At 31.9% G+C, this 26,743-nt stretch carries 19 protein-coding genes, 1 tRNA gene and 4 pseudogenes; 8 read left to right on the top strand and 16 right to left on the bottom strand.

The features are described 5' to 3' along the window. Positions 1 to 46: 46 nt before the first annotated feature. From HSX44_RS02385 to HSX44_RS02395, 3 genes and pseudogenes are all read right to left on the bottom strand, one after another. The gene (locus HSX44_RS02385; RefSeq protein ID WP_275602010.1) at positions 47 to 187 is read right to left on the bottom strand and encodes a hypothetical protein; all 141 of its coding nucleotides are present in this window, start codon (positions 185 to 187) and stop codon (positions 47 to 49) included. Positions 188 to 946: 759 nt separating this feature from the next. Beyond that, on the bottom strand, positions 947 to 1,321 hold the full coding sequence (locus HSX44_RS02390) for a ferredoxin family protein (protein ID WP_275602147.1): 375 nt from the start codon (positions 1,319 to 1,321) through the stop codon (positions 947 to 949). A gap of 1,198 nt (positions 1,322 to 2,519) precedes the next feature. After that, positions 2,520 to 3,918 (bottom strand): annotated as a pseudogene (locus HSX44_RS02395) (iron-containing alcohol dehydrogenase). A gap of 42 nt (positions 3,919 to 3,960) precedes the next feature. On the opposite strand from HSX44_RS02395, the gene dapE reads away from it, so the two are divergent. From dapE to trxB, 3 genes are all read left to right on the top strand, one after another. Beyond that, positions 3,961 to 5,166, top strand: coding sequence for a succinyl-diaminopimelate desuccinylase (gene dapE / locus HSX44_RS02400; RefSeq protein ID WP_275602148.1), 1,206 nt, complete (start codon positions 3,961 to 3,963; stop codon positions 5,164 to 5,166). Positions 5,167 to 5,283: 117 nt separating this feature from the next. Further along, a complete protein-coding gene (locus tag HSX44_RS02405; RefSeq protein WP_275602419.1) occupies positions 5,284 to 5,883 on the top strand; it encodes a peroxiredoxin in 600 nt (199 codons plus the stop codon). Then, complete coding sequence (gene trxB, locus HSX44_RS02410) at positions 5,884 to 6,840, top strand: thioredoxin-disulfide reductase (protein ID WP_275602149.1); 957 nt, start codon at positions 5,884 to 5,886, stop codon at positions 6,838 to 6,840. Between the two features lie 2,516 nt (positions 6,841 to 9,356). Here the strand turns inward: trxB and lpdA are convergent. Both lpdA and HSX44_RS02420 read right to left on the bottom strand, forming a co-directional pair. Beyond that, the gene (gene lpdA, locus HSX44_RS02415; RefSeq protein WP_275602150.1) at positions 9,357 to 10,745 is read right to left on the bottom strand and encodes a dihydrolipoyl dehydrogenase; all 1,389 of its coding nucleotides are present in this window, start codon (positions 10,743 to 10,745) and stop codon (positions 9,357 to 9,359) included. Further along, complete coding sequence (locus HSX44_RS02420; RefSeq protein WP_275602151.1) at positions 10,738 to 11,847, bottom strand: outer membrane protein assembly factor BamB family protein; 1,110 nt, start codon at positions 11,845 to 11,847, stop codon at positions 10,738 to 10,740. The genes lpdA and HSX44_RS02420 overlap by 8 nt, the downstream gene beginning before the upstream one ends. Positions 11,848 to 12,526: 679 nt before the next feature. Between HSX44_RS02420 and HSX44_RS02425 the strand changes: the two are divergent. Further along, a pseudogene (locus tag HSX44_RS02425) lies at positions 12,527 to 13,099 on the top strand (pyridoxine 5'-phosphate synthase). Here HSX44_RS02425 and HSX44_RS02430 read toward each other — a convergent pair. From HSX44_RS02430 to rplM, 3 genes are all read right to left on the bottom strand, one after another. Continuing rightward, a complete protein-coding gene (locus HSX44_RS02430) occupies positions 13,096 to 13,407 on the bottom strand; it encodes an HU family DNA-binding protein (RefSeq protein ID WP_014868675.1) in 312 nt (103 codons plus the stop codon). The pseudogene HSX44_RS02425 and the gene HSX44_RS02430 overlap by 4 nt on opposite strands. A 149-nt stretch (positions 13,408 to 13,556) precedes the next feature. Next, positions 13,557 to 14,003 (bottom strand): 30S ribosomal protein S9, encoded by a 447-nt coding sequence (gene rpsI, locus HSX44_RS02435; protein ID WP_275602152.1) that lies wholly within the window; start codon positions 14,001 to 14,003, stop codon positions 13,557 to 13,559. A 10-nt stretch (positions 14,004 to 14,013) separates the two neighbouring features. Further along, positions 14,014 to 14,472, bottom strand: a complete 459-nt coding sequence (rplM, locus tag HSX44_RS02440) for a 50S ribosomal protein L13 (protein WP_275602153.1) — start codon at positions 14,470 to 14,472, stop codon at positions 14,014 to 14,016. A 130-nt stretch (positions 14,473 to 14,602) separates the two neighbouring features. Between rplM and HSX44_RS02445 the strand changes: the two genes are divergently transcribed. The 3 genes and pseudogenes from HSX44_RS02445 (at position 14,603) to HSX44_RS02455 (ending at position 16,787) form a co-directional block, all read left to right on the top strand. Then, positions 14,603 to 15,838 carry a TolC family protein gene (locus tag HSX44_RS02445; RefSeq protein ID WP_275602154.1) on the top strand — a complete coding sequence of 412 codons (1,236 nt, stop codon included), beginning with the start codon at positions 14,603 to 14,605 and terminating at the stop codon, positions 15,836 to 15,838. Between the two features lie 120 nt (positions 15,839 to 15,958). Next, positions 15,959 to 16,143, top strand: a pseudogene (locus tag HSX44_RS04000) (DUF2497 domain-containing protein); the annotation flags it as partial. 50 nt (positions 16,144 to 16,193) lie between these two features. After that, complete coding sequence (locus HSX44_RS02455; protein WP_275602155.1) at positions 16,194 to 16,787, top strand: RlmE family RNA methyltransferase; 594 nt, start codon at positions 16,194 to 16,196, stop codon at positions 16,785 to 16,787. Between the two features lie 11 nt (positions 16,788 to 16,798). Here the strand turns inward: HSX44_RS02455 and HSX44_RS02460 are convergent, their stop codons facing one another. After that, the gene (locus HSX44_RS02460) at positions 16,799 to 17,446 is read right to left on the bottom strand and encodes a heme exporter protein CcmB (RefSeq protein WP_275602156.1); all 648 of its coding nucleotides are present in this window, start codon (positions 17,444 to 17,446) and stop codon (positions 16,799 to 16,801) included. A 106-nt stretch (positions 17,447 to 17,552) separates the two neighbouring features. Between HSX44_RS02460 and HSX44_RS02465 the strand changes: the two genes are divergently transcribed. Next, positions 17,553 to 17,936 (top strand): TraR/DksA family transcriptional regulator, encoded by a 384-nt coding sequence (locus tag HSX44_RS02465; protein WP_014868681.1) that lies wholly within the window; start codon positions 17,553 to 17,555, stop codon positions 17,934 to 17,936. A 25-nt stretch (positions 17,937 to 17,961) separates the two neighbouring features. Here the strand turns inward: HSX44_RS02465 and gmk are convergent, their stop codons facing one another. The 7 genes and pseudogenes from gmk to HSX44_RS02500 all read right to left on the bottom strand — a co-directional run bounded on the left by gmk (position 17,962) and on the right by HSX44_RS02500 (position 26,606). After that, positions 17,962 to 18,558 (bottom strand): guanylate kinase, encoded by a 597-nt coding sequence (gene gmk / locus HSX44_RS02470; RefSeq protein ID WP_275602157.1) that lies wholly within the window; start codon positions 18,556 to 18,558, stop codon positions 17,962 to 17,964. 26 nt (positions 18,559 to 18,584) lie between these two features. Further along, positions 18,585 to 20,174 (bottom strand): pentapeptide repeat-containing protein, encoded by a 1,590-nt coding sequence (locus HSX44_RS02475; protein WP_275602421.1) that lies wholly within the window; start codon positions 20,172 to 20,174, stop codon positions 18,585 to 18,587. Between the two features lie 80 nt (positions 20,175 to 20,254). Continuing rightward, positions 20,255 to 21,409: an ankyrin repeat domain-containing protein gene (locus HSX44_RS02480; protein WP_275602158.1), complete on the bottom strand. Its 1,155-nt coding sequence runs from the start codon at positions 21,407 to 21,409 to the stop codon at positions 20,255 to 20,257. An 839-nt stretch (positions 21,410 to 22,248) separates the two neighbouring features. Further along, a tRNA-Ser gene (locus HSX44_RS02485) sits at positions 22,249 to 22,339 on the bottom strand. A 115-nt stretch (positions 22,340 to 22,454) separates the two neighbouring features. After that, the gene (ppa, locus tag HSX44_RS02490; protein ID WP_275602159.1) at positions 22,455 to 22,961 is read right to left on the bottom strand and encodes an inorganic diphosphatase; all 507 of its coding nucleotides are present in this window, start codon (positions 22,959 to 22,961) and stop codon (positions 22,455 to 22,457) included. Positions 22,962 to 23,057: 96 nt separating this feature from the next. Then, positions 23,058 to 23,561: pseudogene (locus HSX44_RS02495) on the bottom strand (demethoxyubiquinone hydroxylase family protein); the annotation flags it as partial. Between the two features lie 1,641 nt (positions 23,562 to 25,202). Next, positions 25,203 to 26,606: an NAD(P)H-dependent flavin oxidoreductase gene (locus HSX44_RS02500; protein ID WP_275602160.1), complete on the bottom strand. Its 1,404-nt coding sequence runs from the start codon at positions 26,604 to 26,606 to the stop codon at positions 25,203 to 25,205. Positions 26,607 to 26,743 lie beyond the last annotated feature (137 nt).

Below are 26,743 nucleotides of genomic sequence, written 5' to 3' on the forward strand. Positions count from 1 at the left end.
ACTATAACCTTAGTTATAGCAAGATATGTAAAATTTTCAGTGGATGTTATAAACAAATCTTATTTCTTTGATAGCCTTCTGTTCCTGTTAATCCAAGCGCAGAAGCCTTTTTCACAACCCGCCTTCTTAAATGAATTTTTAAATCCTTACTTTCTTGCTGATAGCAATTTAGGTAGTATATCTCCATGTATCTAAAACCTACTATGCCTTTTTTCTTACCTTTTACTTTTTTACTCCCATCATAGCCTTTAGCTCCTCTTTCTCTGCTATTTTAACAGATTGACTTTCAACTTATACAAGGCTTGGCTATTTATTTCTTCCTATTTTTTTTCTTAACTATGTTTAAAAACTCATAATTCAATTTCTCAAGGATTCACCGCTTTTCACAACAGAAAATTGAATGATAAGTACCTACATTGACATCCTCTACATAATATCTGCAAAATCGCATTTAATATTTATCTTCCGTTGTATTTTAATGATCTCCTTACTTCTAGATATCTTTCCTCATTTCTCACTCACTACTTTATCGCCATATACTACTACCCATATCCCTTAATTTGTCGATAATTTCCAATGGCTATATCAGCATTAGAGAAGATACAAAAAATATCAGCAATAGGTTCTTCTGAGAAAATGAATAAAATTAATAAACAAAATAATGAATGACAAACTAAAAACATAATTAGGTTAACCAAATACACTGAAACACATTTAGTAGTTTTTGCACACAGTTTGCTTTAATATTCATGTTCCATCTTCTATATCGCTGTTTCATCCACTTATTAATAGTTAAACAGCAATAAAACTGTCTGTGTTACTATCTGGATTAATTTACTTCTAAGTCAACTAGCTAATACTAAATACAAACAAAATAAGCACTTCCAACAATCAAAAAATAACTAGCACAAGATATTAGGAAAAGTTTTCTTTTTCTTTAACAAAATTACTCTAGATTCTCAACAAAATAAGCTGTTTTGTCTTTTTTTTCCTTATACTCTTCTGCAGTGCTCAAAGGTTCCTTTTTAGCTGTAATATTTGGCCATTTCTGTGAATATTCTACATTGATATTGTAAAACAACTTGAAATTTCTTTGTTCTCTGCTCAGCAACTCTTCATCTAATTCTAAAATGTCTTTTATGGAATCATCAGTTACAATTGCATCTACTGGACATTCAGGTATACACACTCCACAATCAATACACTCATCTGGATTAATTACAAGCATGTTTTTACCCTCATAAAAGCAGTCAACAGGACAAACCTCTACACAATCTGTATATTTACATTTTATGCATTTATCCGTAATAAAATGTGTCATATAAGTAGCGTATATTTATACATTTTGGGTACACTAAACTGATAAGAAATTCAAATCTTTTCATTATAGATTAAATGTTAATAAATATTATTAGGTTACTTCCAAGTAAGTGGAAGAAAATTCCTTCATGAGAATAAATAAATTGAGTAATAGAGAATTAGAGATATAGTTAAGCTTGACTAGAAGCCTTTAGGGTCAATAAAATTTTTCGTGCAGAAGAAAGCATGTAAGTCATTAGGCAAAGAACTAAAATACCTGAATGGGTTTTCATTAACAACAAAAAGATATGCAGTGTTCAAAATACGTGAAAGAAATCAATAATGTAGAGAAAATTAGAGATAAAGTCATGCCTACATGCAATCCATGTGTGTCCTAACTTTTTAAGAAGTATACGAGATTATCTACTTATAATAACTATACCTGGCGATATGTCATCGTTAATTCATTAGATTATTGTAATAATTAATGAGCGTAATTCTTCAGCAAATAGGAAAAATCTTGCCAATAAGCTAGCACATAACTTAAGCAAAGCTGGTTATGGTAGTTTCCGAACTTGCAAAAGAAATAAGCATTGCAGCAAACAATGTAATATATAGAAATTATCTAACCATTGCTATAAAAAAANGGATTGATGTAGTTCGCATAAGGGAAAATTTCAATCTATACAGAAAAATTACTGAGCTTCCGTTTGCTACTAAGTCAGAACCTCAGTATTTTCCTCAAAGGAATCAAATTATATCTAGTCTTTTGCTGAGTTTTATAGTAATTTAAGCACTAAAAATCCTGATTTTCTAACAACAGCAAATTTTCCTTTAGACCAGGAAATAAAAGCATTTAAGGTTTTTAGATTTTCTCCAAACTCCCACTGCAGTGGAAGCAATTGTCTGATCAAAAGCAATGCTAAACTTATTAAATCCGCTAATGACATAATAAAGAATATTAAGTTCAGTTTACCTACTCAGCAAAAAAGCCTATTTGATGTTGAGTGCTGTACTATTAACTAAAAGCACAAAAAAATTATAGCAAACAAAGTCAGTCATATCAACTCTATACCTCTTGATAAGATGATAATCCTACATTGATAAAGCGTGTTGTCCATAAACCTAGTTTTAATTGTTCTTTTGAAACCGGAGTTGAAAAGTAAAATAGAGCGATTATTAAGAAATAAAGCATTAACAATTTTTTAAATTATTTTTAGCTACAACATTTTACTTTCTCCCATGCAGTGAGCTAAGTCAAGAAAGGTGAACCTATCTCTTGCTGTAAACGTAAGACTAACCACTTTGCAATATTGCTCTTTATTTCAACCGAGGTGTTCTGGTAAGTGTGGAATTGACAAATCTTCAAACATTTTCTGTAGACGTTTTGTAGGTAATAGGTTTTGCTTAATTAAGCTGGAAATATCATTCTATTCTTTATGAATAATCTCTTCAATTTTTTGCTGTAGAATTTGCTTCTGCTTTAGGATTTCTATAAATTTGGTATTACCAAAGCACTCTGTTAAGCCCTCTATCATCTAAGCAGCATGACACTGANTCTCTTCCTGGATTTTAGTGCTTGAAGTTAGAATGACGCTGAAGTAGTTTATCGTTTTGATGATGGGATTTTGTATTGATAATATCTTTTCCTGTAAATTAGCCACAGTGATCATTGTAAGAGCAATTTTTTCTCCATGTAATGAGGAAGAATAATCTTTTGTTACCATCTCCATTGTGTAAGCTATCACATGCTCTCCTTGACTTACAGAATAGCTGCCTTTTGATATTACCATCCCAAGTTCTAAAATCAGTAGAGCTTCCATAAGTAATAAAACTACCTTTTTGCTTTTTTCTGCAAGTGCCAAATACTCTCTGAGTAAAATTTTCTTCAGATCACGAACAAGTGTAAAAGGTAATTCATCATATTCCGTACCAAGTAGTAGATGAGATAATAGCCAATCAGCTTACACTGTTGAACGGCAGATGAAATCCACTCAATGTTAGGCGCAATGGTGCATTGGCAATTATATTGCCCTTGGAAAGGGTACTACTAAGATTTTTTATATCCATCTACTAAGATAGAAGCGTTTGCAGAAGTATACCCATTCATAGAAGCAGCTGTTGGAAAGGACATGTAGTTTTTACCTTCGAGATAGCTTGCGTACTTACAGATATCGTTAACAGTACCACTACCAAGTGAAACTATTAAATCACTATCCTTTGCCCTACTTCTAACTAGATTAACGGTTTCAAGAGAAGCAACTCTGTTTAGCATCGTTTTCTTAGTTGGTATTATTCCAGTGCTTGATACTGGAACCCATACTCTTTTTTTCTGGATCTTAGTGTCGGAGCACTGAGATGACAAAATTTTAGAAGCATTCAAGACAACATAAGGTCTTGCAAGAGAGCTAATGATATTACTAGAAATAATAAAGTGAGAAATTTTATTAAATATGTTTTTTGCTCAAAAACTACCGTATTTTCATCTGCAACCAGCAAAATATTATTCCCATATTTAGTACATATTTCATATATACTATCAACAAGATGATGATCTACTATTACTTCTCTTATAAGAGTTTGCTTAGCTTGGTGTAATATTTGTTTTAAATAATGCATAGTATGTTTATACTATAGTAGTATCAGTATTTCAAGATTGACATGAAGATTGATCCTGTAGAGCTAACTAAGAAGTTGATTTCTTTTAAGAGCATAACACCAAAAGATGATGGAGCAATAGAACATATAGCAACAATTCTTAAGAAAAGTGGCTTTAAGTGTAAGATTTTAGAGTTTGGTGATAGCGAAGCTAAAGTTAAAAATCTCTATGCAAAATATATAAATGGAGTGCCAAATTTATGTTTTGCTGGACATGTTGATGTTGTACCACCAGGTCAATTAAAAGACTGGACATCTGATCCATTTAATCCAAAAGTTAGAGACGGAATATTGTATGGAAGAGGAGCAGCTGATATGAAAAGTGGAGTAGCTGCATTTATTGCTGCTATGGTAAACTTTGTTGCAGGAAAATCTCAGTTTAACGGTTCGATAAGTGCATTGATTACCAGTGCTGAAGAAAGCATGGAAGAATATGGAACAAAAGCAATTTTAGAGTGGATGGAAAGTAAACAAAAAAAGATGGACTATTGTGTAATTGCTGAACCAACCAGCAATGAAAAACTAGGCGACACTATAAAAATAGGCAGAAGAGGATCTGCAACATTCAAATTAACTTGCCATGGAAAACAAGGACATGTTGCCTACCCAGATTTAGCTGATAATCCAATATATAAGATGATATCAATATTGAGTAAGATAATAAATACTACTCTTGATAATGGTAATAAATATTTTCAGCCTTCAAATTGTGAGGTTACTACTATTGATGTTGGAAATAATACTGACAACCTAATACCAGATTTAATAGTTGCAAATTTCAACATTCGGTATAATGATATACAAACGCCTGATACTTTATTCAAGTTAGTCAATGAGATATGCTCCAGCGTAACTAACAATTATAAGCTTTCTATTCACAACAATAGAGGCGCCTTTCTTTCTATTCCCGATAAGAATACTGATATTATGCTTGATGCAATAAATAAAGTTACTAATATTGATGCTGTAATGAGTACGAGTGGTGGCACGTCTGATGCTGCATTTATCAAAAATGTTTGTCCAGTGGTTGAATTTGGTATGGTCAACAAAACCACACACCAAGTAAATGAATGCGTGTTAGTAGACGATATACATAAATTAACAACTATATATAAGGAATTTATAAAAAATTATTTTTACCCCACTAACAAGATAGTAAATCAGATTAATGTAATTAGCAATATGCCTGATGGTCCATTGCTAGCTTAAGGCGTATTTCAGGCTAGTAGAAAGTTAACTGGAAAAATTCTTGAAGAAAAAAGAAAACTTGCATGTAAATTCATTATATTGTAAAATTATAATTGTTTTAAAATGAAGAGGTTAGTTATGAATCTTGTGACAAAGCCTGCTATTGATTTCACTGCTCCTGCTGTTCTTTCTGATGGGGAAATAGTTGATGACTTCTGTTTAAGCAAACAGATAAAAGATAAATATGCTGTCCTTTTTTTCTATCCACTAGATTTTACTTTTGTCTGTCCAACTGAATTGATATCGTTTAGTAATAAAATAGAAGATTTTTCAAAACGTGGCGTTGAAGTCATAGGAGTAAGTGTAGATTCAAAATTCTCACATTATAAGTGGCGAGAGACTCCAGTCAATGATGGAGGTATTGGAGAGGTTAGCTATACTTTGGTGTCTGACATCAAAAAGTCTATATCAAAAGACTATGAAGTATTGTATGATAACTCAATTGCACTAAGAGCTACTTTTGTTATTGATGATGAGTTTATCATACGTCATCAGTCAATAAATGATTTACCTCTAGGACGCAATATTGATGAGTTTATTAGAATTGTTGATGCGATTAAGCATAACAAAGAGTATGGTGAAGTATGTCCAGCAGGATGGAAAAAAGGTAAACCAGCAATACAAGCAAGCAACGAAGGGATAGCTGATTACTTAAATTCATATAGTGAAGAATTGTAGATGGAGCTATTTAGTACAAAAGTTCTTATTATTGGTTCTGGGGTAGCTGGTTACGCTGCTGCTATATATGCAGCGCGTGCAAATTTAGAGCCAATTGTAGTAACTGGAATGCAACCTGGTGGTCAACTTATGATTACTACAGATGTTGAAAATTATCCTGGTTTCATTTCAATACAAGGCTCAGAGCTCATGGAGCAAAAGAGGTTGCATGCAAAGAAATTTGGTGCAAAAATAGTAGACGATGAAATAAGAAGTATTGAACACCTTGAAGGTTCTAATGAATATAGGTTCAAGTCTTTTGGTAAGACTAATAATTACTACTCAGATGCAATTATAATTGCATCTGGTGCGCAAGCGAAATGGCTTGGTCTCAAGAGTGAAAAAGAATTTCAAGGTTATGGAGTTTCAGCTTGTGCAACTTGTGACGGTGCATTTTTTAAAAATAAAGTCGTAGCTGTAGTCGGTGGTGGAAATACCTCTGCCGAAGAGGCAATGTTTTTAACTCGATTTGCTAAAGAAGTCATACTGATACACAGGCGCAATAAATTAAGAGCAGAAAAGATAATGCAAGATAGGCTCTTTAAAAAAGATAAGATAAAAGTAATATGGAATCATACTGTAGAGCAAATTCTTGGAGAAGAAAATCCGAAAAAAGTTACTGGTATTATAATTAAATCAACAGAGACTAATAAAATCGAAAAAATGAAAGTGGATGGAGTATTTATTGCAATTGGGCATACACCAAATACAGGTATTTTAAAAGGATTTGTTGAAATGGATCAGCAGGGTTACGTAGTTACAAGGCCTGGTACAACTCTAACCAGTAGGACAGGAGTGTTTGCTGCAGGCGATGTTCAAGATAAGGTGTACCGTCAGGCAGTAGTTGCAGCGGGCACAGGGTGCATGGCTGCGCTTGATGCAGAAAAATTTCTAGGGTGTACAAACGTAAAGAGTTAAAAAACAGAAAACATACGAAGTACCTCTTCGATAAAAGAAGAGAGAGAGTTTTATTATTATTTTCTTTTTTTGTTGTACCAATAATGGTAAGTTATTAAGAAGGTTTTTAACATGCTTAATATAGAGAATATCTTTTTTAATCAGTAGGCAGAAAACCATATAGAAAGAGCAAGGTAAATGTTGCTGAGATAGTAAACAATAAGCAAACATGTTTAATTAAAAAACTTCAAAAACCACTTAATATGCCAATAAAAAAGCTATTTTAGGCTATTGATGATGAAGACCTCGGAAGGTTTAAAACAACCTCTGAAAGAAGGTACGGATGTTGGTACGTTTGACTAGAAAGGTAAAGGTATGACCCTTTTTGATGTATCTATTTCTAACACCGATTACTGTCAGTAGTAATTGATAAATTACATTAGGAAAAAAGGATATCCAATATTAATACTCAGGATAAGCAAGTTACACATGAGAAGAGCAATTACAGTATACTAATGCTTTTCGCAGTGCTGCATTTTTAGGACTTAGACACAAATAGCTAGTATGCAGTTTTTATGTATTGTCTGCCAAATTAGAGCTAGAGATAGTGGAAAAATTACTTGTATATCTTAAATATTAAAACCGATATTAGAAATTGTAAGAATAAAAGCCCTAAGGTCATGCTGTAAGAGAGTTTGAGTATATAATATAATTAAAATCTTAAAAAGCATAAGAAGGAAAATTTATTGAGCAGAAGTTTATTAAGAATAATCTTAGTCGACACTGAGCTTTAATGAGTCAAGGCGTACTAAATCTAGCGCACAAGATTTGTGGAACAAATATCTGGCTAGCAAGGGTTTACTGAGCAAACATTTAACTCTAACTGCTCTCTGGAAAAGAGGTGCAAACAAAAGAAGCACAAGCTATTCCGACCTTATTAGAAGAAAAAATAGAAAATAANAAAAGAAGCATTAACTAAACTTTTAAAAACATAAAATCTAGATTATCAAATAAAATCAACGCCTAAAATAGAGCAATAGAACATACGATTAAGATAAATTAGTTAAACTTGCTATTAAGGAGCAATTAACTTCTTCTATAGTAAAGAGGTTTAAGTAATATGAAAAAATTGGTGAAAGATAGCTGTTTCATAAATTACGCAGTTATTGCTGTTATGTTGAGGAACATTAATGATCTGATTAAGCACTACTAAAAACACTTAAATAAAAAATTTCCTAGAAAGACAAATAATGAACTATTTGTATAGAACCTTTTAGATGAATTTAAAGGAGAAAGATATTTAACTTACGAGGGAAAAAGTCAGAAATATATAAAACAAGAAAAATTAAATCAGTAAACAATGATCAATGCCCCCTGATCAGTGAAGTTCAACTCGTTGATGAAAAACACTCAACTTTAAGCTCAAAACCAAGATTAAAAAAATAAGATCTTCAGAGACAGAGCTCCAGTGTAAGATACTTCACTTTTACATTTTTTGTATTGTTTGAAGGTGTATATTTAATAATGAATAATTATATCTAGAGAAAGCGATAAGCACTTTTCTTGCTATATTTGCATTGGGCATTTTAGAAACAGGATGCTTTTTTTGTATAAAAAAATGAACAAAGAAGTAGAACTTAATGGTACCACCGTACTCTCTTAGAGTTACAAAGGTTTCTATTTCTTTTTAAAACTCCATTAAGCATCTTTATTAATATTGAAAACATCTTAATAATTCAAATAAGTGTAGATTTAAGCAGTCTCAAGACCTTGAATGGCTAAGCAGGTCGCTGTATTGAGCTTAATACATCCGGGGATAAGATTTCTGACAAATTTAACATTTTCCTTACTTTTTGTAGACGATTAACAACATAAGTTCTTTTCAATTTTCCTCTTAGTTCTATAAAGAGATATCATACTTCATTATTAATGCTAAGATAAAGAAAAGCTTTTACGTACTCTTGCACGCACTTTTTTACTATTGAGAAAAAACACACCTGCCTTCGCTTTGTCCCCATTACTATGACTGTTAAACTTCCATATTTAATATTACTAACCTTAAATACTTCTCACCGATCCTTAACCCTGTGCCATATAAGTAGAATAATAATTGCAATTCCTCTTTTTATCACCTAAGTCAGACAGTTTCATTCTTTCATTAAAGTTTTTACATCAGATATTGATTAATGCTCTTGGTAAAGTTCTTCTCTGAATTAGCCTAGATAAGGAGAATACAGCCTCATTGTTTATTTCACAATTGCTTTTTATATACCTGAAAAAATTTCTAATTACTGACAGCACGAGTATTCGATCCTATATTTACACCTCTTGTATAACAAAAGGTAAGCCAGCTTCTAAGCTCGGGCATGCTCAATCTTTCCAAAGAGAAAATATCTACTTCTTGTACAATGTGAGTACTGAGAAAACTTATCATGTCTTTTAGGTCTCTCATATATCATTTTACAAAGTGTTGAGCAAACAAGACTTATACCTCACTATTCATATCAATTTTCAATAATTGAACCTAAGTTCAATAGTCACTTTTTAAAGAATGCATCAGTGCATGCATCACGGAAGGCTTCATTTATATCAGGATGAGAGTGACAAATTCTATATATATCCTCTGCTGCTGCACCATATGCCATTGCAACTGCTGCTTCATTAATTAGCGTATCAGCATATGCCCCTATGATATGCACACCTAGTATCGTATCTGTCTTGCTACAAGTTAGTACTTTTACAAATCCTTCAGCATCATCAATAATTTTTGCCCTACCATTTGCAGCAAACTGACATTTACCAACTTTATACTTCCAACCAGCATTTCTGAGTTCCTCTTCGGTTTTGCCGATTGAAGAAACTGCAGGATGGGTATAAATAACAAATGGTATAATTTCATAATTAATATGAGGTGACTGCCCTGCTATTATTTCTGCAACTGCCACTCCTTCTTCTTCCGCCTTATGAGCAAGCATTGCCCCACCGATTGAATCACCAATAGCAAATATTCTTTTTATATTGGTCTCATACTTATTGTCAACTTGAATAAAGCCATGGCTATCTCTTTCTATTTTGCCATCAATGTTAAGACCATCAGTATATGGTTTACGACCTACTGCAATGAGCACTTTATCTGCCTCTATAGTATTTACTTGGTTGCCTTGAACAGAGCAAACTTTTACACTTAAAAAATCACTATTTTGTTTTATTTCCTCAATTTTAGTGCTAAGTAAAAGTTTTATTCCTTGTTTTTGCAAACTGGAAAATAAAGACTTACTCAATTCTACATCCATTGCTGTAGCGATTCTATCGAGAAACTCTACTACAGTAACTTCAGACCCTAACCTTTTCCATATAGAAGACATTTCAAGTCCTATTGCTCCAGCTCCAATTACAACAAGTCTTCTTGGCACTTCAGTTAGAGATAATGCGCCAGTAGATGAAATAATGTTTTTCTCATCAATATTAACTCTTGGTAAGGAGCTGACATCAGAACCGGTTGCGATTACTATATTTTTTGTTTTCAGCGTCTTACCTTCAACCGAAACTTCAAGGTTACCTTGATCAAAAGAAGTAATTTTCCCAAGTCCAGTGATCCTAGTAATCTTATAAAGGTCAAAGAGATACTCTATTCCTTGTCCCAATTCTTTAACTTTGGTGTCCTTATATTCTAGCATTTCTTTTAGATTAAAACTTGTATCCTTAACTTTTATACCAAGTTTTGATAAATCATTTTTCGTGTGGATATATTGATAAGAAGAATGAAGTAACGCTTTAGAAGGTATACACCCAACTCGTAAACATGTCCCACCAAGAATGCTATTTTTATCTATGCAAGTAACCTTCATCCCAAGCTTTGCAGCTACAATAGCACATTTATAACCACCTGAACCACCGCCTATAATAATCAGATCATGATCAGTCATAAAAAATAAACCTATTTTCTAAATAAAAAGCACCATTCCCTTCAGTCGTTATATATATCTTATCACGAATAAACACTGGAGTGTGAAACACATTACCTGATATTTTGATTGCTTTCCATGCATTTTCAGATTCAGAAAAAGCAAACATTAAGCCTTTATTGCTTGTTATCCATAGCGTATTGGCATGCATAATTAAAGTAAACAACTGCGTATTTTCTATTGAATCAGACGTCCAGATTGTTTTTCCATTTCGTACATCAATGCTAATTATTTTATTATCTCTAGTAATTAAAAAAATTCTACCACCGGCTCTTTGCTCTTTTGTAAGAATAGAAGAGTTATAATATGGCACAATGTTTGATACACTTTTTGTTTGCAGTGGTTTTGACCATAGAATGTTCCCTGATTTTACGTCGATACCATAAACATAAGAACTGTTTGTAACAACTAAAATATTACCGAGTACTCTTGGTGTAGTAGTTATATCTGTAATCTGTGTATCTAAAAGGCTTATAGCCAATTTTTGACTCCACAATTTTTCACCACCTTCATCAAAAGCTATTAGTTCACCATTTGAAAATGGTGCTATTATTTTATTATCAGAAACTGCAGGTGATATGGAATATAAACCTCGGACTTCACTAACTCCATTTTGGTGAGCCCAAATTGGGCTACCGTCTTTTATATTAAGTGCATATAGAAAATTATCAATAGTTAATACTACCAATTTATTATGTATTACTACTGCTTTTCCTCTTGCTGGAGCTCTCAGTTCCTTTTCCCATTGAATCTCACCAGTTTTTACATCTATCGCATATAGAACATTATTTGCTATAAAAAAAACATTTCCTTCATGATGCGATAGACTCATATTACCAATTTTTTTTTTGTGTGAAAGGTGCAATTTCCAATTCATAACCTTTAAATTATCAACATCAACGGAATATAAGGTACCGTGCTTGTCTACCAAAATAACACTATTTTCTACAAGAACTGGAGCCACATATCCTTGAGATAATTTTTTATCCACTATCTTTATCCGCTCACTTGCTATTGTGCAACTACTACACAACAACACTATCATAACAACCATTACTTTCATTGCTTGTTAAGTACAAGACTTATTAATAATATACATATCAGAAATCTCAACCACAATGAAAATATTTTTATTGTATGTTATAGGCATTCATTTGTAAAAGAAATATTATATTGTTATGTAAAAACACTTCTAACATGCCAGAATAACAACTGATTAAAAGTCATTGATAAACTCAGTCACTTTAACTTACGTTATTTTCAAAAAAGCTAAAAAATAAAAATAATGTTTCACTTTAGTGGTAAAAATATCCATTAGATCTCTTGCAACTAACCTTTGATTTAAGTATCAAAAAGTTTACTAAGTGAAAAAAGATAAAAGTAAAAAACCTCCGCGGTAAATAATTATTTACCTTCTAACCCTAAACTACATCTTATACCATCTTTCATAGCGCGTTTCAGTTTAAAAACCTTAGAAGCCTATAGATAAAATTAGTAAAGACATGAAGTAAACATAGTGCAAAAAACTATACATAAAACATTAACTATGTAATACTTGCATCATACAACCTGCATATAGATTACTAAATAGTTTTCTTATTATAATAAGAAAACTAACAAGATTTATTAAGTAATTTTCAGTATCATCTTTCGGTTACTTGTTTATTGCACTGATTAGTCAGATAATAACTATGTAAAAAGACTGATACCACGTATAATCTATAAATGATTTTTGAGGTGGTATGAAATTAGGTGTTAACATTGACCATATTGTAACTCTTCGCAATGCACGGGGAACTTCTTACCCAAATCTATTAAAAGCAGAAAAAATAGTTATTGACGCTGGAGCAGATTTTATCACCGTTCACTTACGGGAAGACAGAAGACAATTAAGGATAGAGATGTGTTTAATCTAAAAAAACATCGAAACTGAGCTAAATCTTAAAATTGCAGCCACAGAAGAAATGCATAGCACTGGCATAAAGGTTTCACTGTTTATTAACCCAAGCATCAATCAACTAAAATACCTTAAGAAACTAGAAAAAAAGCCTGACATAATAGAAATTCACACGGGAGATTACTGCGATAGTCCATCAGAGGAAAAATTAAAACTAATTACTAATGCTGCAGAGTATATAAATAAGCTAAAAATAGAGTGCCACGCAGGACATAGCATAACCTGTACACACGCTAAAAAAATAAAAGAGGTACCTTATCATATCTTAGCTCTTAATGTAGGTCACTTTTTAATCAGCAAAGCTATATTTTACAGCTTACACAGCACAGCAAAAACAATGAAAATGATAATATCCTAACTAACTACTTCTTCCTCCTCTTTATTTAAAAGACCCAAAAGATTTTGGCTTGCTTTAAATCTTACTCTTATCTTTTCAGGAACAGTCATAATCTTACCATTTTGAGGATTACGACACTGTTTCTTCCGACTTACAGCAGTAGACAATGTACCTAATCTATGCAGACGTACTTTACCTATCCTCTTCAAATCACCTTTTATTCTTTTTATCCACGCATCATGAATTTTGCCCAAATTTAACATTGTTATGTCTATACCCTGATTAGACAAATCTTCGTGCATTTGTTTTACTATACTTTCTTTACTCATAAATTACCTTAATATTGAAAAAATTACACAAACAGCATATTCAGTTCACACCGATAGTCAACTAAATTTACCGCGAAAATTAGGATATACCATAACTATACCCTTTAAACATTCATATCACGCCTACAAAAAACATCACTAAAAAATAACTATCTCTTAGAAAATTGACATTTTTTACGAGCTTTATGCTGACCATACTTCTTACGTTCAACAACACGTGAATCTCGCGTCAGGAATCCCTTATTGCGTAGCACAGAATGCAAGCCTTGACTTATCTTACTTAAAGCTCTACTTATCCCATGGGCTAAAGCACCAGCTTGACTAGATAACCCTCCACCTCTTACAGTTGCAAACACATCATATTTATCTAGCATAGACGTTATAATAAGTGGCATCCTTACCATTTGACATACTGATTCTCTTTTAAAGTAAGAGAATAGCTTATCTTGCTGATTAATACTAAACTTTCCATTGCCTGGCTTTATCCATACTCTTGCTACAGATTCCTTTCTCCGACCCGTAGCATATAAACGACCTAATAAATCAACTACCGGCTTAGTTACTACTTCTGATTGATTTATTATATGATTTTCCATCTTTACTCCATTATTTTTTATTTTTTCGATTCAAAGAAGCAAAATCTATTTCCTTAGGTTGCTGTCCTTGATGCTTATGTTTTGAACCAGAGTAAACGTATAAATTTCGAAAACGTTTACGTGCCATAGGACCATCATCAAGCATCCTTTTTACTGCCATTTTTATTACACGCTCAGGAAATTTACTATTCAGGATATTATCTGGAGTAGTTTTTTTTAAACCACCGGGATAACCTGTATATTTATAGTAAATTTTTTCTTTAAGTTTCTTTCCAGTAAAATGCACCTTTTCTGCGTTAATAATAATTACATTATCACCACAATCCATATGAGGTGTATACTCAGGTTTATGCTTTCCACGCAATAAAGTTGCCACAAATGCTGAAAGCCTTCCTACCGTTAACCCATCCGCATCTATGATGAACCATCTTTTATTGATTTGTTTTTCTTTCAAGAAAAAAGTCTTCATAATTTTAACTACACAATAGTAGGTCATGATACACTCAACCTCTAAACAAAGTCAACAATATTAGTTATTGATTATTAAAGCAATTTGTACTAATAATTTAGTTACATATCCTGATACATATAGGAATAAAATGTTTCAATTGATTATTACGTTCATGGTCGTGTTTAGTAGCATAAGTTGCTATGCAATCGATCTCGAACAAGCTATAAGTAAAGCCATAAAAAATAGTTTAAAGTTAAAATCTCAATTTTATCAGTATAAAAGCACAGAAAAACAACTAAAATCTTCAGGATTAAGTGGATTTTTGCCAGATATTAATTTACAATATAACTTTGATAGTAATTTTAATCTTTATAATGATAAACATAACTTACCTGGAAAATGCGTTACATTAAGTCAGAGAATAATAGATGGTGGCAGTGCTTTTGCTACATTCAACCGATCAAGTCATCTTCTCAAAGTAGAAAAGATGCAGTTTCAACAATCAAAGCAAGAGGTTGCACTTGACGCTGTGAAAGTATACGTTGATGTTCTAAGAAAGACAGCAATATTAAAATTGAGAGAACACAAAGAACATGTTTCTTTGGAGAACTTATCTGCAATGAAGAAGCGCCTCTCCCTTGGAGAGGTTACCAATGCTGAAGTTTCACTGGCGAAAGCAAAATTTTCATCTTCAAGGCTGGAAAGAGTCGATGCCGAAGGTAAGCTAAAATTAGCAAACGTTGCTTACTTTCATTTAATTGGCGAAGATCCTGATGAGCTCTCCGAAGTTAATGACAAATTACCCTATATCCCAGATCTAAACGAATGCTTACAGCTAGCAAGAACCAACAACTTGTCCTTAAAAGCAGCAGTCTATAAAAAAAAGGCAGATGGAATGGCAGTGATTGCTGAAACTTCTAAGTGGCTACCTTCTTTAAATCTCAGTGCGAGTAAAAGTTTAAATGAAAGCGTTAGTCTTGATACCCTTTTAGGGACTACTAATATTACTTTTACTCTTGATATTCCAATCTTTAAAAGAGGAATTAATACTTTTGATATAAATAGAGCTAGAATGTATGCAAAAAAATCCGCTTATGATTATTATGAGACAGTAAAAAACATAGAAAGAGAGGTTATGAACGCTTGGAATAACGTTATGACAGCAAAAGCTGTTATTAAAGCAAGTCAAAAAGCTGAAAAAGCAGCAGCTCTAGCATTAGAAGGAGTCAAGCAAGAAGTTAACTTAAATTTAAAAAGCACAACCGAACTTTTAAACACTGAAGATGCATTATTTAAAGCACGTTCAGATTTAGTTGAAGCAAAAAGCAATTATGTAATCAGTGCTTATAAGTTGCTTTTTACAATAAACAGCATAAATTTCTAAATTTAATGGTATTAGCAATTATGAGTGCTAAAAACAAAATAATCAATCGTAAATGATCAGTTGTTCTCAAGGAAAAATATAGAGTAGATTAAAAGGTTACTTTAAAAGGTGAAAAACTAATTGCAACATAAGCAATAAAAAAAGCAAACCTTACTACTACTATTGAAAAGTTAGTTACATCTTTCTTAAAACCCCGGCTATCAGAATGGCTAACAAATACTTATATACACTAGTAAAAGAAGTAGTCAAAAAAAGAGCTAAAAGATATAATCAATAGTATGATTACATACAGGTACCAACAATAAAAACTAGAGNAAAAACAGCTAAAGGCCGAAAATTATCTTCAACCAAGTGGTTGTACCGTCATCTAAATGACAAGTATGTACAAAAAACTAATAAAGATGGCTACAGATCGCGCTCAGCATATAAGTTGATAGAGATAGATAATAAATTTAAATTACTCCAAAAAGGGCAAAAAATCATTGATCTTGGTGCTTTTCCTGGTGGATGGTCACAAGTTGCATCTCAAAAAGGAGCTAATATAGTTGCAATTGACATAAAGCCAGTAAACTTGATTAATGGAGTACAACATATGCAATGCGATATTATAAATGAACTTGAAACTTTAAAGGAAAGGTTTAAAGATCAAAAGTTTGACGTAATTTTATCTGATATGGCTCCAGAATCTTGTGGTATAAAGTCGTTAGACCATATCAGAATCATGTTTCTATGTAAAGCAGCACTAAACCTTGCAAAGCACTTCCTAAATTATAATGGCAAGTTTGTAGTAAAAATCTTTCAAGGAGAATTTGACAAAGATTTTTGCAACGAGCTAAAAAAAATGTTCAAAACAGCAAAATATTTTAAACCAAGATCAAGTAGACCTGAATCTACAGAAATATATTTAGTAAGTTTAGGCTTTACCGGCAGCAGATCTTCTGTAGAGTAATGGTAAGCTTTCTAGTCCTGCTCTACAGCAAATTTCAATACTATATGGGTAGCTATAGTGCTATTAATCAGCAAAATAGCAAAAACTAAAACAGTAATAAGCAATATATGAGTATTCAAAGACAAACTTTCAAACTGAATCAGTAATTTAAAATATACAAAGGTTGGCATTATGATTGGTAAAACAAGAATTTGTGGTATTCCTGATGCTAAGTTATTTCGACCAATCATTAATGCACTTCCAGTAGCTGAAATATTAGTTACTATCAACATATTGAGTAACAAAGACAAGCCAGCTATTATTGAGTATTTAATATCACTGCCCAGAACTACAAAGCTGAATATGGAGGAAATTGCTGAAATTGGTAAACCGAATAATATCCAGTGAGCAAGAATTTTATAAGCAATTATAAATTTAGAGGAAAGTGGCTGTATGAAGATTTGCTCTAATATTCCGTCACGATAATCAGAAGAAAATAGATCACTTGTAGAAATTTGCAGAACAAAAGTAGCACATATCCATATTAATGCTAACATAACTTCTCGTTCACTGTTATTTCCAAGTGTAAACGAAGATAAGCTTAACATTACAATAAAGATGCATATTATATAGGTAAAATCACTATTACTTATCACTAATTTTTTTATTAAGCTGATCATATTAGGCTTTTAAATATTTATTATAAATTATAGTGTTTACTTTGAGATAGTGTAATTTCTTATTCATAAATTACACAGGTTTTATTATTTAACAAGTAATGCAATTATGAAAGAGTTACCAAAAATAAAATTACCAGAAGATTATACTCCTTCAGAGGATGAAGAATATATGAACGTGAAGCAATTGGAATACTTTAGCTTAAAATTGCAATCAATGCTTGTTGAAATGGAGAAGCAAGAATTAGAAGACAGCGCATACTACTCTGATGAAGATAGTGGAAATGAAAAACTAATTAGGCGCAGAAAAGAAAGAAAAGAAAAAATCAAGGAGGCATTAAAAAAAATAAAATTAGGCACCTACGGCTATTGTGAAAGAACAGGAGAAGAAATAGGAACCGAAAGGCTTAAAGCCAATCCGCTTGCTACATATTGCATTGAAGAGCAAGAGAGATTAGAAAAAGAAAAAAATGCATATAACATCGAAGATTAACTTTAAAATATATTTAATAAAACTTTTAACTTAATTTCTTTTTTAATCTTTTAAGCTTTTCTTTTTTTAATATAGAGCTTATCTCTTCGACACTTTTATCAATATTATCATTGATAATTATATAATCATATTTATTTCGTTTACTTATCTCCTTTTGAGCTTCAGCTAACCTACATTCTATTTCGCTGGCAGTATCAGTATTACGTTTTTGCAAACGCAGCCTAAGCTCTTCCATTGAAGGAGGAAGGATAAAAATGCTTACAACTTTTTTCCTCATGAGCTTAAATAAATGAAATGCTCCTTGCCAATCTATACTAAGCAAAACACTTACTCCAATACTTAGATTCTGTTTTATAAAATCTTTTGGTATACCATAGAAATTTTCAAAAACCTTAGCGTACTCAAGCATCTGGTCAGTCCTGCATAACTCGTGAAATCTCTCTTCGGTAACGAAAAAATAGTCTTTTCCATTTATTTCACCAGAACGAGGTTTACGCGTAGTTACAGAAACAGACTTAACTAGGTCACTTGATTGATCAAGTAGCCTCTCTAATATAGTAGTTTTTCCAGCTCCAGAAGGAGAAGATAAAACTAACAATACACCCTCACCTCTTGTGACCATAAAAAAAATAACTCAACAAGAGAACATTATATAGCATAGCGTAAATCACTTTTTTCAAAAGCCGCCTTATTTAAATTAACATTTACAAACTTTGTTCTACTCAAGACTGAACCAGAAAAATCAGCATTTTCTAGATTCATGTCCTTAAATTCAAAGTAAGCATAATTTACATCAAATCTTTTATTCTGCGATATTTCTTCTTGCAAACCTTTAATCGAGGTTATAGCATAATATCTTCTTGAAGAATAGAAAGACGTATTATCAATTGCTGAATTACTGAAATTGCTGAGAAAAAAGCCTGCTTTCTTAAAGGTATTATCGTGAAGCAAAGAAGACTTGAAACTATTCTTAACAAAATNCGAATTAGTTACTTTTAGATTAGACCAGTTTGAGCTATCTGCTATCAAATTGAAAAACATTGAGTTTTCTATTTCACTAGAATCAATGCTATGACAAAGTAGTTTACTATTACAAATTTGAGAACCCTGTACTTTAACCTTGTACATTGAAACTGTAGAAANGTTTGTATTTTTTATTTCTGCAGAGGTAAATAATGAGTAATCAAAAAACGAGCCATTCATATTAGAATTTGCAACTTTAGTATTATCAAACTTCCCATGACGAATATCAGAATCAGAAACATTAACTTGATGTAGTTCGCTAAAACTAAAATCAATGTTAGATAAGTCAGCATCCTGAAGAGTTATATCAGAAGCATACGAGTGTTTTACTTTAGAACTATTCAGTATAGACTGAACAAAGCTTGAACTATCACTACTTACATAGGAAATTTGCGTATTACTTAAATTAGCCATATTGAAGTTACTACTAATTATAGCAGAAGAATTAAGACAAACATTAGAAAGATTACTACCCGTAAAATCTGATTCCTTTATTTCTGCACCATATATATTAGCATTCTCCAATGAGGAAAATTGTACTTTTAACTTATATGAATCCACTCCAAAAAANNNATTTGCATTATCAAGATTGCTTCTTTGCACAACAGTATTACTTATTTCACTATCGCTAAAGTTTACATAATCAACATTCGAGCTTAATAAACTAGAAAGATTCATTTTTACATTTGAGAAATTAGTATATAACCCAGTCATGTTGTGCATCCTCACTTTCTTAAGATCAGAGTTAATAAACTCAGCATGGCTAACATCAGACTGGCTAAGCATAATATCCGTCAAATTTGCAGAAACAAATTTTGTAAAACTTAAATTTGTACTTTCTATTCTTATATCCCGTAAATTAGCATTAGAAAAATTAGCCCCACGTAAATCAGCATTAATAAAAGATACACCTGACAAGTCAGTATAAGAAAAGTCAGCACCAATTAGACTGACTCCATCAAAAATGGATCCATTTAGGTACAATCGACTAAAATCAGCTCCATTCAAATTAGGGCCAAAACCTTTTCCAAAATCTTCTGGCACACCTTCTTTGTGGCATTTCACCAGAAACTTAGCAAAGTCTTCTTTGTCATAAGATACATATTTTACCTTATATAAAGTGTTCAAAAAATCACTGACCAGATCTTTTCTTTTATTTACTTCATCTCCATAACACAAATGACCAACTAAAATCAATATCAAAAACCTAATCATTTTCTTTATTACACCGCAATTCACTATCCTCTTTTGTCCTCAGACCAAATTACATATTTCTAGATCTTCTTTATTACCTATTATTTTTTATACTCCAAAAAATATGGCATCATTTCAGCAATCGCATTTATCATATCAACCCGCTCTCTTTCAATTGCTATATCAATGGGAGATTGAAGATTATAATTGACCACTTTAGGATCAGCACCTTGTAATAAGAAAAAGCGTACTATATCTATCCCACCTTGCTTAACTGCATAAATTAGAGGGGTATCTCCAAGTTTATTCCTAAACTTAAGCACCTCTTGAACTGTCAATCCAAGCTTTTCTAATTTATTTATTATCCCTCTCAAACAAATCAAGTTGTTCTTTTTAATACAATAAAAAAGATGTTTACTATAGTCATCAACAAATACAGTTGCCGGAAGATGCTCATTAAGATTACCATATTGCCGCTTATATATTAATTCATCTTGTATATTTTTATGATGCCACTCTTTTACTGACTCAGTGTTTAACTTTGCCAACCTTTGTAAATTTTTCTCTTTCTCCTGTTTACTTTTTTCATCCTTTTTAATGATAGGTTTTTCTATATCATGGCTCTCAGATAATTTTTTCACCTTTTCTTTTCTAACTTGGCCCTCTAATTTTTTTCCTTCCAATAATTTATCTATATTATTTTCTGAAGGCTTATTCTTCTCTACATCAACCTTTTTATTAACTTGTGGATCTTTTTGCAGGTCAGTTACATTTTCACTTAAACTAACACTTGGAGAAAAAATAAGGTTTTCATTAACTTCTTTATCAGTCACATTTGATAAATCTGGAGTAACTTCATCTCCTTCATCTCTATTTTCCTTTAACAGATCATCACTAAGTTCCGACAAATCTTCATTATTCCTTCCTACTTCACTGATAGCCTTTTCTAATATAGAAGTTTTATTCTTATCATGTTGTAGCTCTTCTTTACTTTCTGCTTTTCCAGTTTTAATATTTTGTACTTTTTCAACATTTAACTTATCAACTTCGCTCTTGATAGATTCTAGATTGTTCCTCTGCTGGATTATGCTTTGTGATAAACCTTGTTTTAGATCTTTCTTTATATCCATATCTTCACTCACAGAATCCATTGATCTATCTAAACTAAATTTCTCTTCTTCAAGTTGCTCCATAGCAAACAGACCAATTGAGCCAAACACAATAAATACTAACGTAAAGCATGAAATACTCTTCATAAATATCCCTAAGCAATAAGTTCAATTAAGATGATACTATAATCAAATAATTAATCCATAATAAAAAACAAGCATGATGTAGTGAAACTTTCACAATGTACATAACCTCCTTAGCATATTGAGGTATGTAGAATATATACTTTACATAAAAGACAGTAGCACAATCAGACGTTATATTATTTAACTTTTTATTCTTAGACTTTTAAGGTTTCACTTTTTTAAGATCTTGTAAGCAGTTAGTTAAAGTCATCCACAATAACTACAATCCTTCTATTTCCACACTTAGTATTAACACTATTCCCTTCTACTTCTAACAAAGCTCTTACCAAATTTGTAGTGCTAACTATAGTAGTCACATACATATAATATATAATTTCTTCGTAACATATGTTAAAGCAGCTATTCTATTCGGTAAATAAGTAATTTTCGTCAAATTGACCTTCCTCTCGCTTCTAATATAGAACTAAATCCTTCGTTTTAATTTTGCCAATTACATACTACCATTTAAGTTACTTTTATCATTCGCTAAAGCTAATTAGCTCCCTCTACTCCCAACTTACTTGATCCCATAATTCTCTTCTATTAAAAAATAATATAGCCTAACTATCACATATTTTAGCAAAAAAGTAAAATATTCATATATTTTTCATATTTTATGTGAAAATACTAACATTCACTTTAACTTACTGTAACTTGATCAATAAAAATAGAGTAAACAACTCAATGGCGATATCACAAACTAGCACTACAAAAATTTCAATAAAGTTAAATAAACTTATATATCTAAATAAGAGTAAAATAGTCTAAAATGACTAATTATGTATCATATCAACAGTACACGGAGAGAGAGGGATTCGAACCCTCGATATGACTTTTTAATCATATAACGGTTTAGCAAACCGCCGCCTTCAGCCGCTCGGCCACCTCTCCAAACCCTAAGTTTCAAGTTTACATATAATACCAAGACTTCACAACCTGTCTAACACTTTCAATAGCGATACTTTTACACTAAACAACAACAGGAAATCAGTTATATTAAAAAACCTTACTTAATAGCACTCTTAATGATCTTTTTAGCTTCTTCTACACCAACCCACTCTCCAACTATTACTGTTTTTCCTTCCTCTAAGTCTTTATAATGTGAAAAGAAATGAGCAATTTTATCTAACAGTTTCTTAGGTAGATCAGAATAATTTTTCACATTATCATAATAACTATCAACACTAGAAATAGGTACAGCTAACACCTTTTCATCTTCTCCTTTCTCATCCTTAGTAAGCAAAGCACCTATTGGACGCACCGATATTAAAACACCAGATACTAAGGAATATTGAGTTAACACCAAAACATCTACAGGATCACCATCACCTGCACAGGTATTTGGTACAAATCCATAATTACAAGGATAGACCATTGCAGTAGATAGAAACCTGTCAACTTGTAACAGTCCTAATTCCTTATCAAACTCATACTTTACAGGTTCAGCATTTGCACCTATTTCAATTATTACACTTATCATATCCGATGTTACAGTAATTTTACTCAAATTCATAAACTACCTCTTACTAAGAATAAACATTATACAATATATATTCCCAGTTATTATATTTATACCATTGCAAACAAAAAACTACTTAGAAAAAAACAATTAAATCAATTTAGATAAGTAAATAGCAGCTTTACAGCCTGTTTTTATGAATGAAGATAAAACATTATAACCGAATGCGCTTTCAGCGTTATGCCCAATTGCAATATCCCTGTGTTCTAGCTCTTCATCGCGAAATTTACTTATAGTTTCTCTTAATTCTCCATCTTCTAAACGTGAAATTTGCTCTTTATAGTGCTCTTCGATCACTTCTTCAACTGCAGCAGTACAAGCCATAGCAGCTTTTTTACCCATAATAGCCGTTGCAACACCAAGTGATACTCCTAACACACACCAAATTGGCAATAAAACGGTAGGACGAATTTTTTGTTTTCTGATTTTCTCACTAAAATAGCGAAAATGCTTCTTTTCTTGTTCTTCCATTTTAATTATTTTATTGATTATAGAAGATTCTTTAAGAATAAATTTTTGACCAGAATAAATACAAATAGCTCCATACTCGCCAGCATGGTTTACTCTAATTGCTTGTTCTAAAAATTTTTTTTTATTTTTTTAATATTATAACTTTCTTTCTTCAACACTTACTCCATTTATCTCTGTATTAACACTATTATAAGTAAACGTGTTATAGAGTAAATAAAATTTCATATGCGACAACTGCATGAATATTGTAACTTTCAGAAACTCAAGTCTGTCCATAAAACCCACTCAACAATCTTTATCAACCACTCTCATCATGAGATTAAAGGGTTTACAGTTACCTTCAACCTGTACAGGTTAATGATGAGAGTACTATATAGTTGATATCTTATATATAATTTTTTACATTATATCTACCTCGTACCTTTATTAATTTTACCTAAAGATCTCTAAATTCTCAAAATAAAACGCACTTACAGTCATTTAAGACATTATAGAATACCAACTTATAAGATTATTGAAGTGAACAACCATTGATCATAGAATTTCTTTTACATTTTTTTACTTTGTAGATTCCTTAATATTTGTTATTAATTCAATTATGAAAAAACATTTGTTTTCGTAACAAATGGTGTCGTTTTAGTGCATGATGTTGGAACAACCATATTTCTTTTTTTCTGGATTTTAGTATCTGCTGCCTAAATAGTAGCTTTCTGTAAACTAAAACCAAAATGTTCTCATATAGCTCTAGGTTAGGATAAGTCTACCCTATGTAATTTTTAGTCCTCGTTCTATTACATCATAATTATAAAATTAACCAGAAGAAACTCAGCTACTGTCAACAAAAAGAGCGTTTAGCTAGCAAAAAAAGAAGGAAGTAGTGATTCATAATTAGACTCAGATCTTTATTTTCTATAGCTTTCTACCACTTCCTTAGCCTTATCAATACCCTCAACTCTTTATCGCGTTTTCTCTAAAAGCAAAGCTACCAGTGAAATATATAAAAGAGTTAACATCAAGAATGACTAAACTCCACTTTAGTGAGACACTGAATTAATAACGCAACCTATCTACCAGAGCTGGTAAAGGAATAATACCAACTACAATTTTTATATTCCTGAACACTTTTAAGTTCATTATCCAGGTAATCTACCTTAATTTAGTTTTCTAGCTTTTTCTTCTCTATTATGATAGAAAATTATACAATAAAACCATCGAAAGTAACACATCAACTGCAACTCGCTATATATCTAAAGCTAATAACTTTCTACTGTCTTTTGAAACTTTTTTCTTGTCTTTTTTACTTTGATAGTTGTTATTACCATAGTTAAATTTTTTATATTAAAATGTGAGCATATCTATCAAACAAAGAATTAATATAATATATCATAATGACAAAAAACTCCAAAAATCTAAATCTTCATCACTAAATACATGTATAATTTAAAAATTTCCAAGTTACCTGTTATTCTTTACGTTATATTAATCATTTCTATTTCCTGCACTGTGTCCATTAGTTGAATTTAGGTCCTGCATAGCAAATTCTTTTACACAAACCCTCTAAATTTTCTGCTCATTCCAATCTGGGATGTTTTTACGTATCATAAAACCATAAAAACTTTGAACATCATCGCTACTACCTGACTTTTTCACATAAGCTGACGCATATCTTTAAAGTACTATTGTTCACTAACGTAAACACTTCTTTCTAAAATTAATAAATACTTGTTTTAATAAAGTAATATTCTCTTATCAACTTGAANTAATTTAATATCCAGTTAGCATTCTTTCTACCAACTCTCTTACTGTCGGTATGTAACCATTTTCATAAAATGGATCTTGCTTGAATCTGTATACATTATGCCCAGAAAACACGAGTTCATTTTCAATGTCACCGTCATGCATAATGCTTTGCAGTGTCTTTTGTATACAGAAACTTCGTGGATCTGGCTTTCGACCTGTTGAATGATTACCATGATCTTTCCAATTACTAAACAAACAATGACTCAAACATCCCATACAATTAATTTGATCTTGTCTTATTTTCGCAAATTTATCTGGTGTTACAAAAATAACAGTTGTATCTGGAGTTTTCATTGCTTTTGTATATCCTGCTTCAGTCCATGCATTTACCAGTTTTTTATCTTTTGCAGTCAAATAGATTTTTCTACCTCTTGCACCAACTACAAATTCACTATTAAATTCTTCACTAGCATTTTCTGAAAATTTCACTTGACGTAAGTTTCGCTCCTGCAATTCACGTATGAAATTATTTTTCAGTGCAGATGAGTAAAATCCTGTTGGACTAAATTTATTTAAAAACACGTCACCTTCTTTTAAAGTTAACAACTTATTCTTCCACTTCAGAGAAATTGGGCTTTCCTTAGTCAAAAGTGGACGAGTACCAAACTGAAAAGCTATTGGTCCAATTTGCAAATTATCAAGCCAGTGTTCCCAATCTTTTAAATGCCATACTCCTCCTGCCATAACAATCGGCGCTTTAGAAAGACCAACCTCACTCATAAAAGATCTAAGTTCTGCAACCCTTTCAAACGGAGCTTGTGGTAGCTTCGGGTCTTCACTACTACTAAGCCCATTATGTCCTCCAGCAAGCCATGGATCCTCATACACCACTCCACCAAGCAAAAAAGAAGATACTTTTTGATAAGCACGCTTCCATAATGCTTTAAAAGCACGTACCGATGAAATAATAGGGTAATAATAGACCTGATATTTAGCTGCAATTTCTCCAAGCCTGTAAGGCATACCAGCACCACAGGTAATACCATGCACTAAACCTCTTGCTTTCTCTAATATGCCATGAAGTACACGTTCTGCTGCCCCCATTTCCCACAGCACATTCATATGTACCCTTCCACAGCCTTGTGATATTTCATTCGCTATTTTTGCCTGACTAATTCCAGCTTCAATGCTATATTCAATCAATTCTTCATGTTTTTCATTTCTTGTTTTGCCTTTATAAATCAGCGGTACCAACTCACCATTGTCATCAATAAGCTTAGCATTTACACCAGAAAATGTACCAACAGCACCAGCCGCAGCAAACGCTCCGCTTGATCTTCCGTCACTAATTGCAATACCTTTACCACCCTCAATGATTGGCCATACTTCCTGTCCTGAAATCACTATTTTTTTTATCTTATTTTTCAAATCTTCCTCATAATTTTTCGTTCTATTCTACTTAATTACTAAAAAAACAATAGCTGTTTATTTTCTCTTAACATAATTAAAGTCTACGCAAACAAATTTGAGTTTTAAATGGCATATAAAAAACAACCACTATAGAT

Source organism: Wolbachia endosymbiont of Onchocerca gibsoni, assembly GCF_029169405.1.
Taxonomy (GTDB): domain Bacteria; phylum Pseudomonadota; class Alphaproteobacteria; order Rickettsiales; family Anaplasmataceae; genus Wolbachia.

What these genes read in the sequence shown, in the direction of transcription:
- HSX44_RS02385 (WP_275602010.1), bottom strand. Translation starts at nt 187, where the DNA reads ATGGAGATATACTACCTAAATTGCTATCAGCAAGAAAGTAAGGATTTA.
- HSX44_RS02390 (WP_275602147.1), bottom strand. Translation starts at nt 1,321, where the DNA reads ATGACACATTTTATTACGGATAAATGCATAAAATGTAAATATACAGAT.
- dapE (WP_275602148.1), top strand. Translation starts at nt 3,961, where the DNA reads ATGAAGATTGATCCTGTAGAGCTAACTAAGAAGTTGATTTCTTTTAAG.
- HSX44_RS02405 (WP_275602419.1), top strand. Translation starts at nt 5,284, where the DNA reads ATGAATCTTGTGACAAAGCCTGCTATTGATTTCACTGCTCCTGCTGTT.
- trxB (WP_275602149.1), top strand. Translation starts at nt 5,884, where the DNA reads ATGGAGCTATTTAGTACAAAAGTTCTTATTATTGGTTCTGGGGTAGCT.
- lpdA (WP_275602150.1), bottom strand. Translation starts at nt 10,745, where the DNA reads ATGACTGATCATGATCTGATTATTATAGGCGGTGGTTCAGGTGGTTAT.
- HSX44_RS02420 (WP_275602151.1), bottom strand. Translation starts at nt 11,847, where the DNA reads ATGAAAGTAATGGTTGTTATGATAGTGTTGTTGTGTAGTAGTTGCACA.
- HSX44_RS02430 (WP_014868675.1), bottom strand. Translation starts at nt 13,407, where the DNA reads ATGAGTAAAGAAAGTATAGTAAAACAAATGCACGAAGATTTGTCTAAT.
- rpsI (WP_275602152.1), bottom strand. Translation starts at nt 14,003, where the DNA reads ATGGAAAATCATATAATAAATCAATCAGAAGTAGTAACTAAGCCGGTA.
- rplM (WP_275602153.1), bottom strand. Translation starts at nt 14,472, where the DNA reads ATGAAGACTTTTTTCTTGAAAGAAAAACAAATCAATAAAAGATGGTTC.
- HSX44_RS02445 (WP_275602154.1), top strand. Translation starts at nt 14,603, where the DNA reads ATGTTTCAATTGATTATTACGTTCATGGTCGTGTTTAGTAGCATAAGT.
- HSX44_RS02460 (WP_275602156.1), bottom strand. Translation starts at nt 17,446, where the DNA reads ATGATCAGCTTAATAAAAAAATTAGTGATAAGTAATAGTGATTTTACC.
- HSX44_RS02465 (WP_014868681.1), top strand. Translation starts at nt 17,553, where the DNA reads ATGAAAGAGTTACCAAAAATAAAATTACCAGAAGATTATACTCCTTCA.
- gmk (WP_275602157.1), bottom strand. Translation starts at nt 18,558, where the DNA reads ATGGTCACAAGAGGTGAGGGTGTATTGTTAGTTTTATCTTCTCCTTCT.
- HSX44_RS02480 (WP_275602158.1), bottom strand. Translation starts at nt 21,409, where the DNA reads ATGAAGAGTATTTCATGCTTTACGTTAGTATTTATTGTGTTTGGCTCA.
- ppa (WP_275602159.1), bottom strand. Translation starts at nt 22,961, where the DNA reads ATGAATTTGAGTAAAATTACTGTAACATCGGATATGATAAGTGTAATA.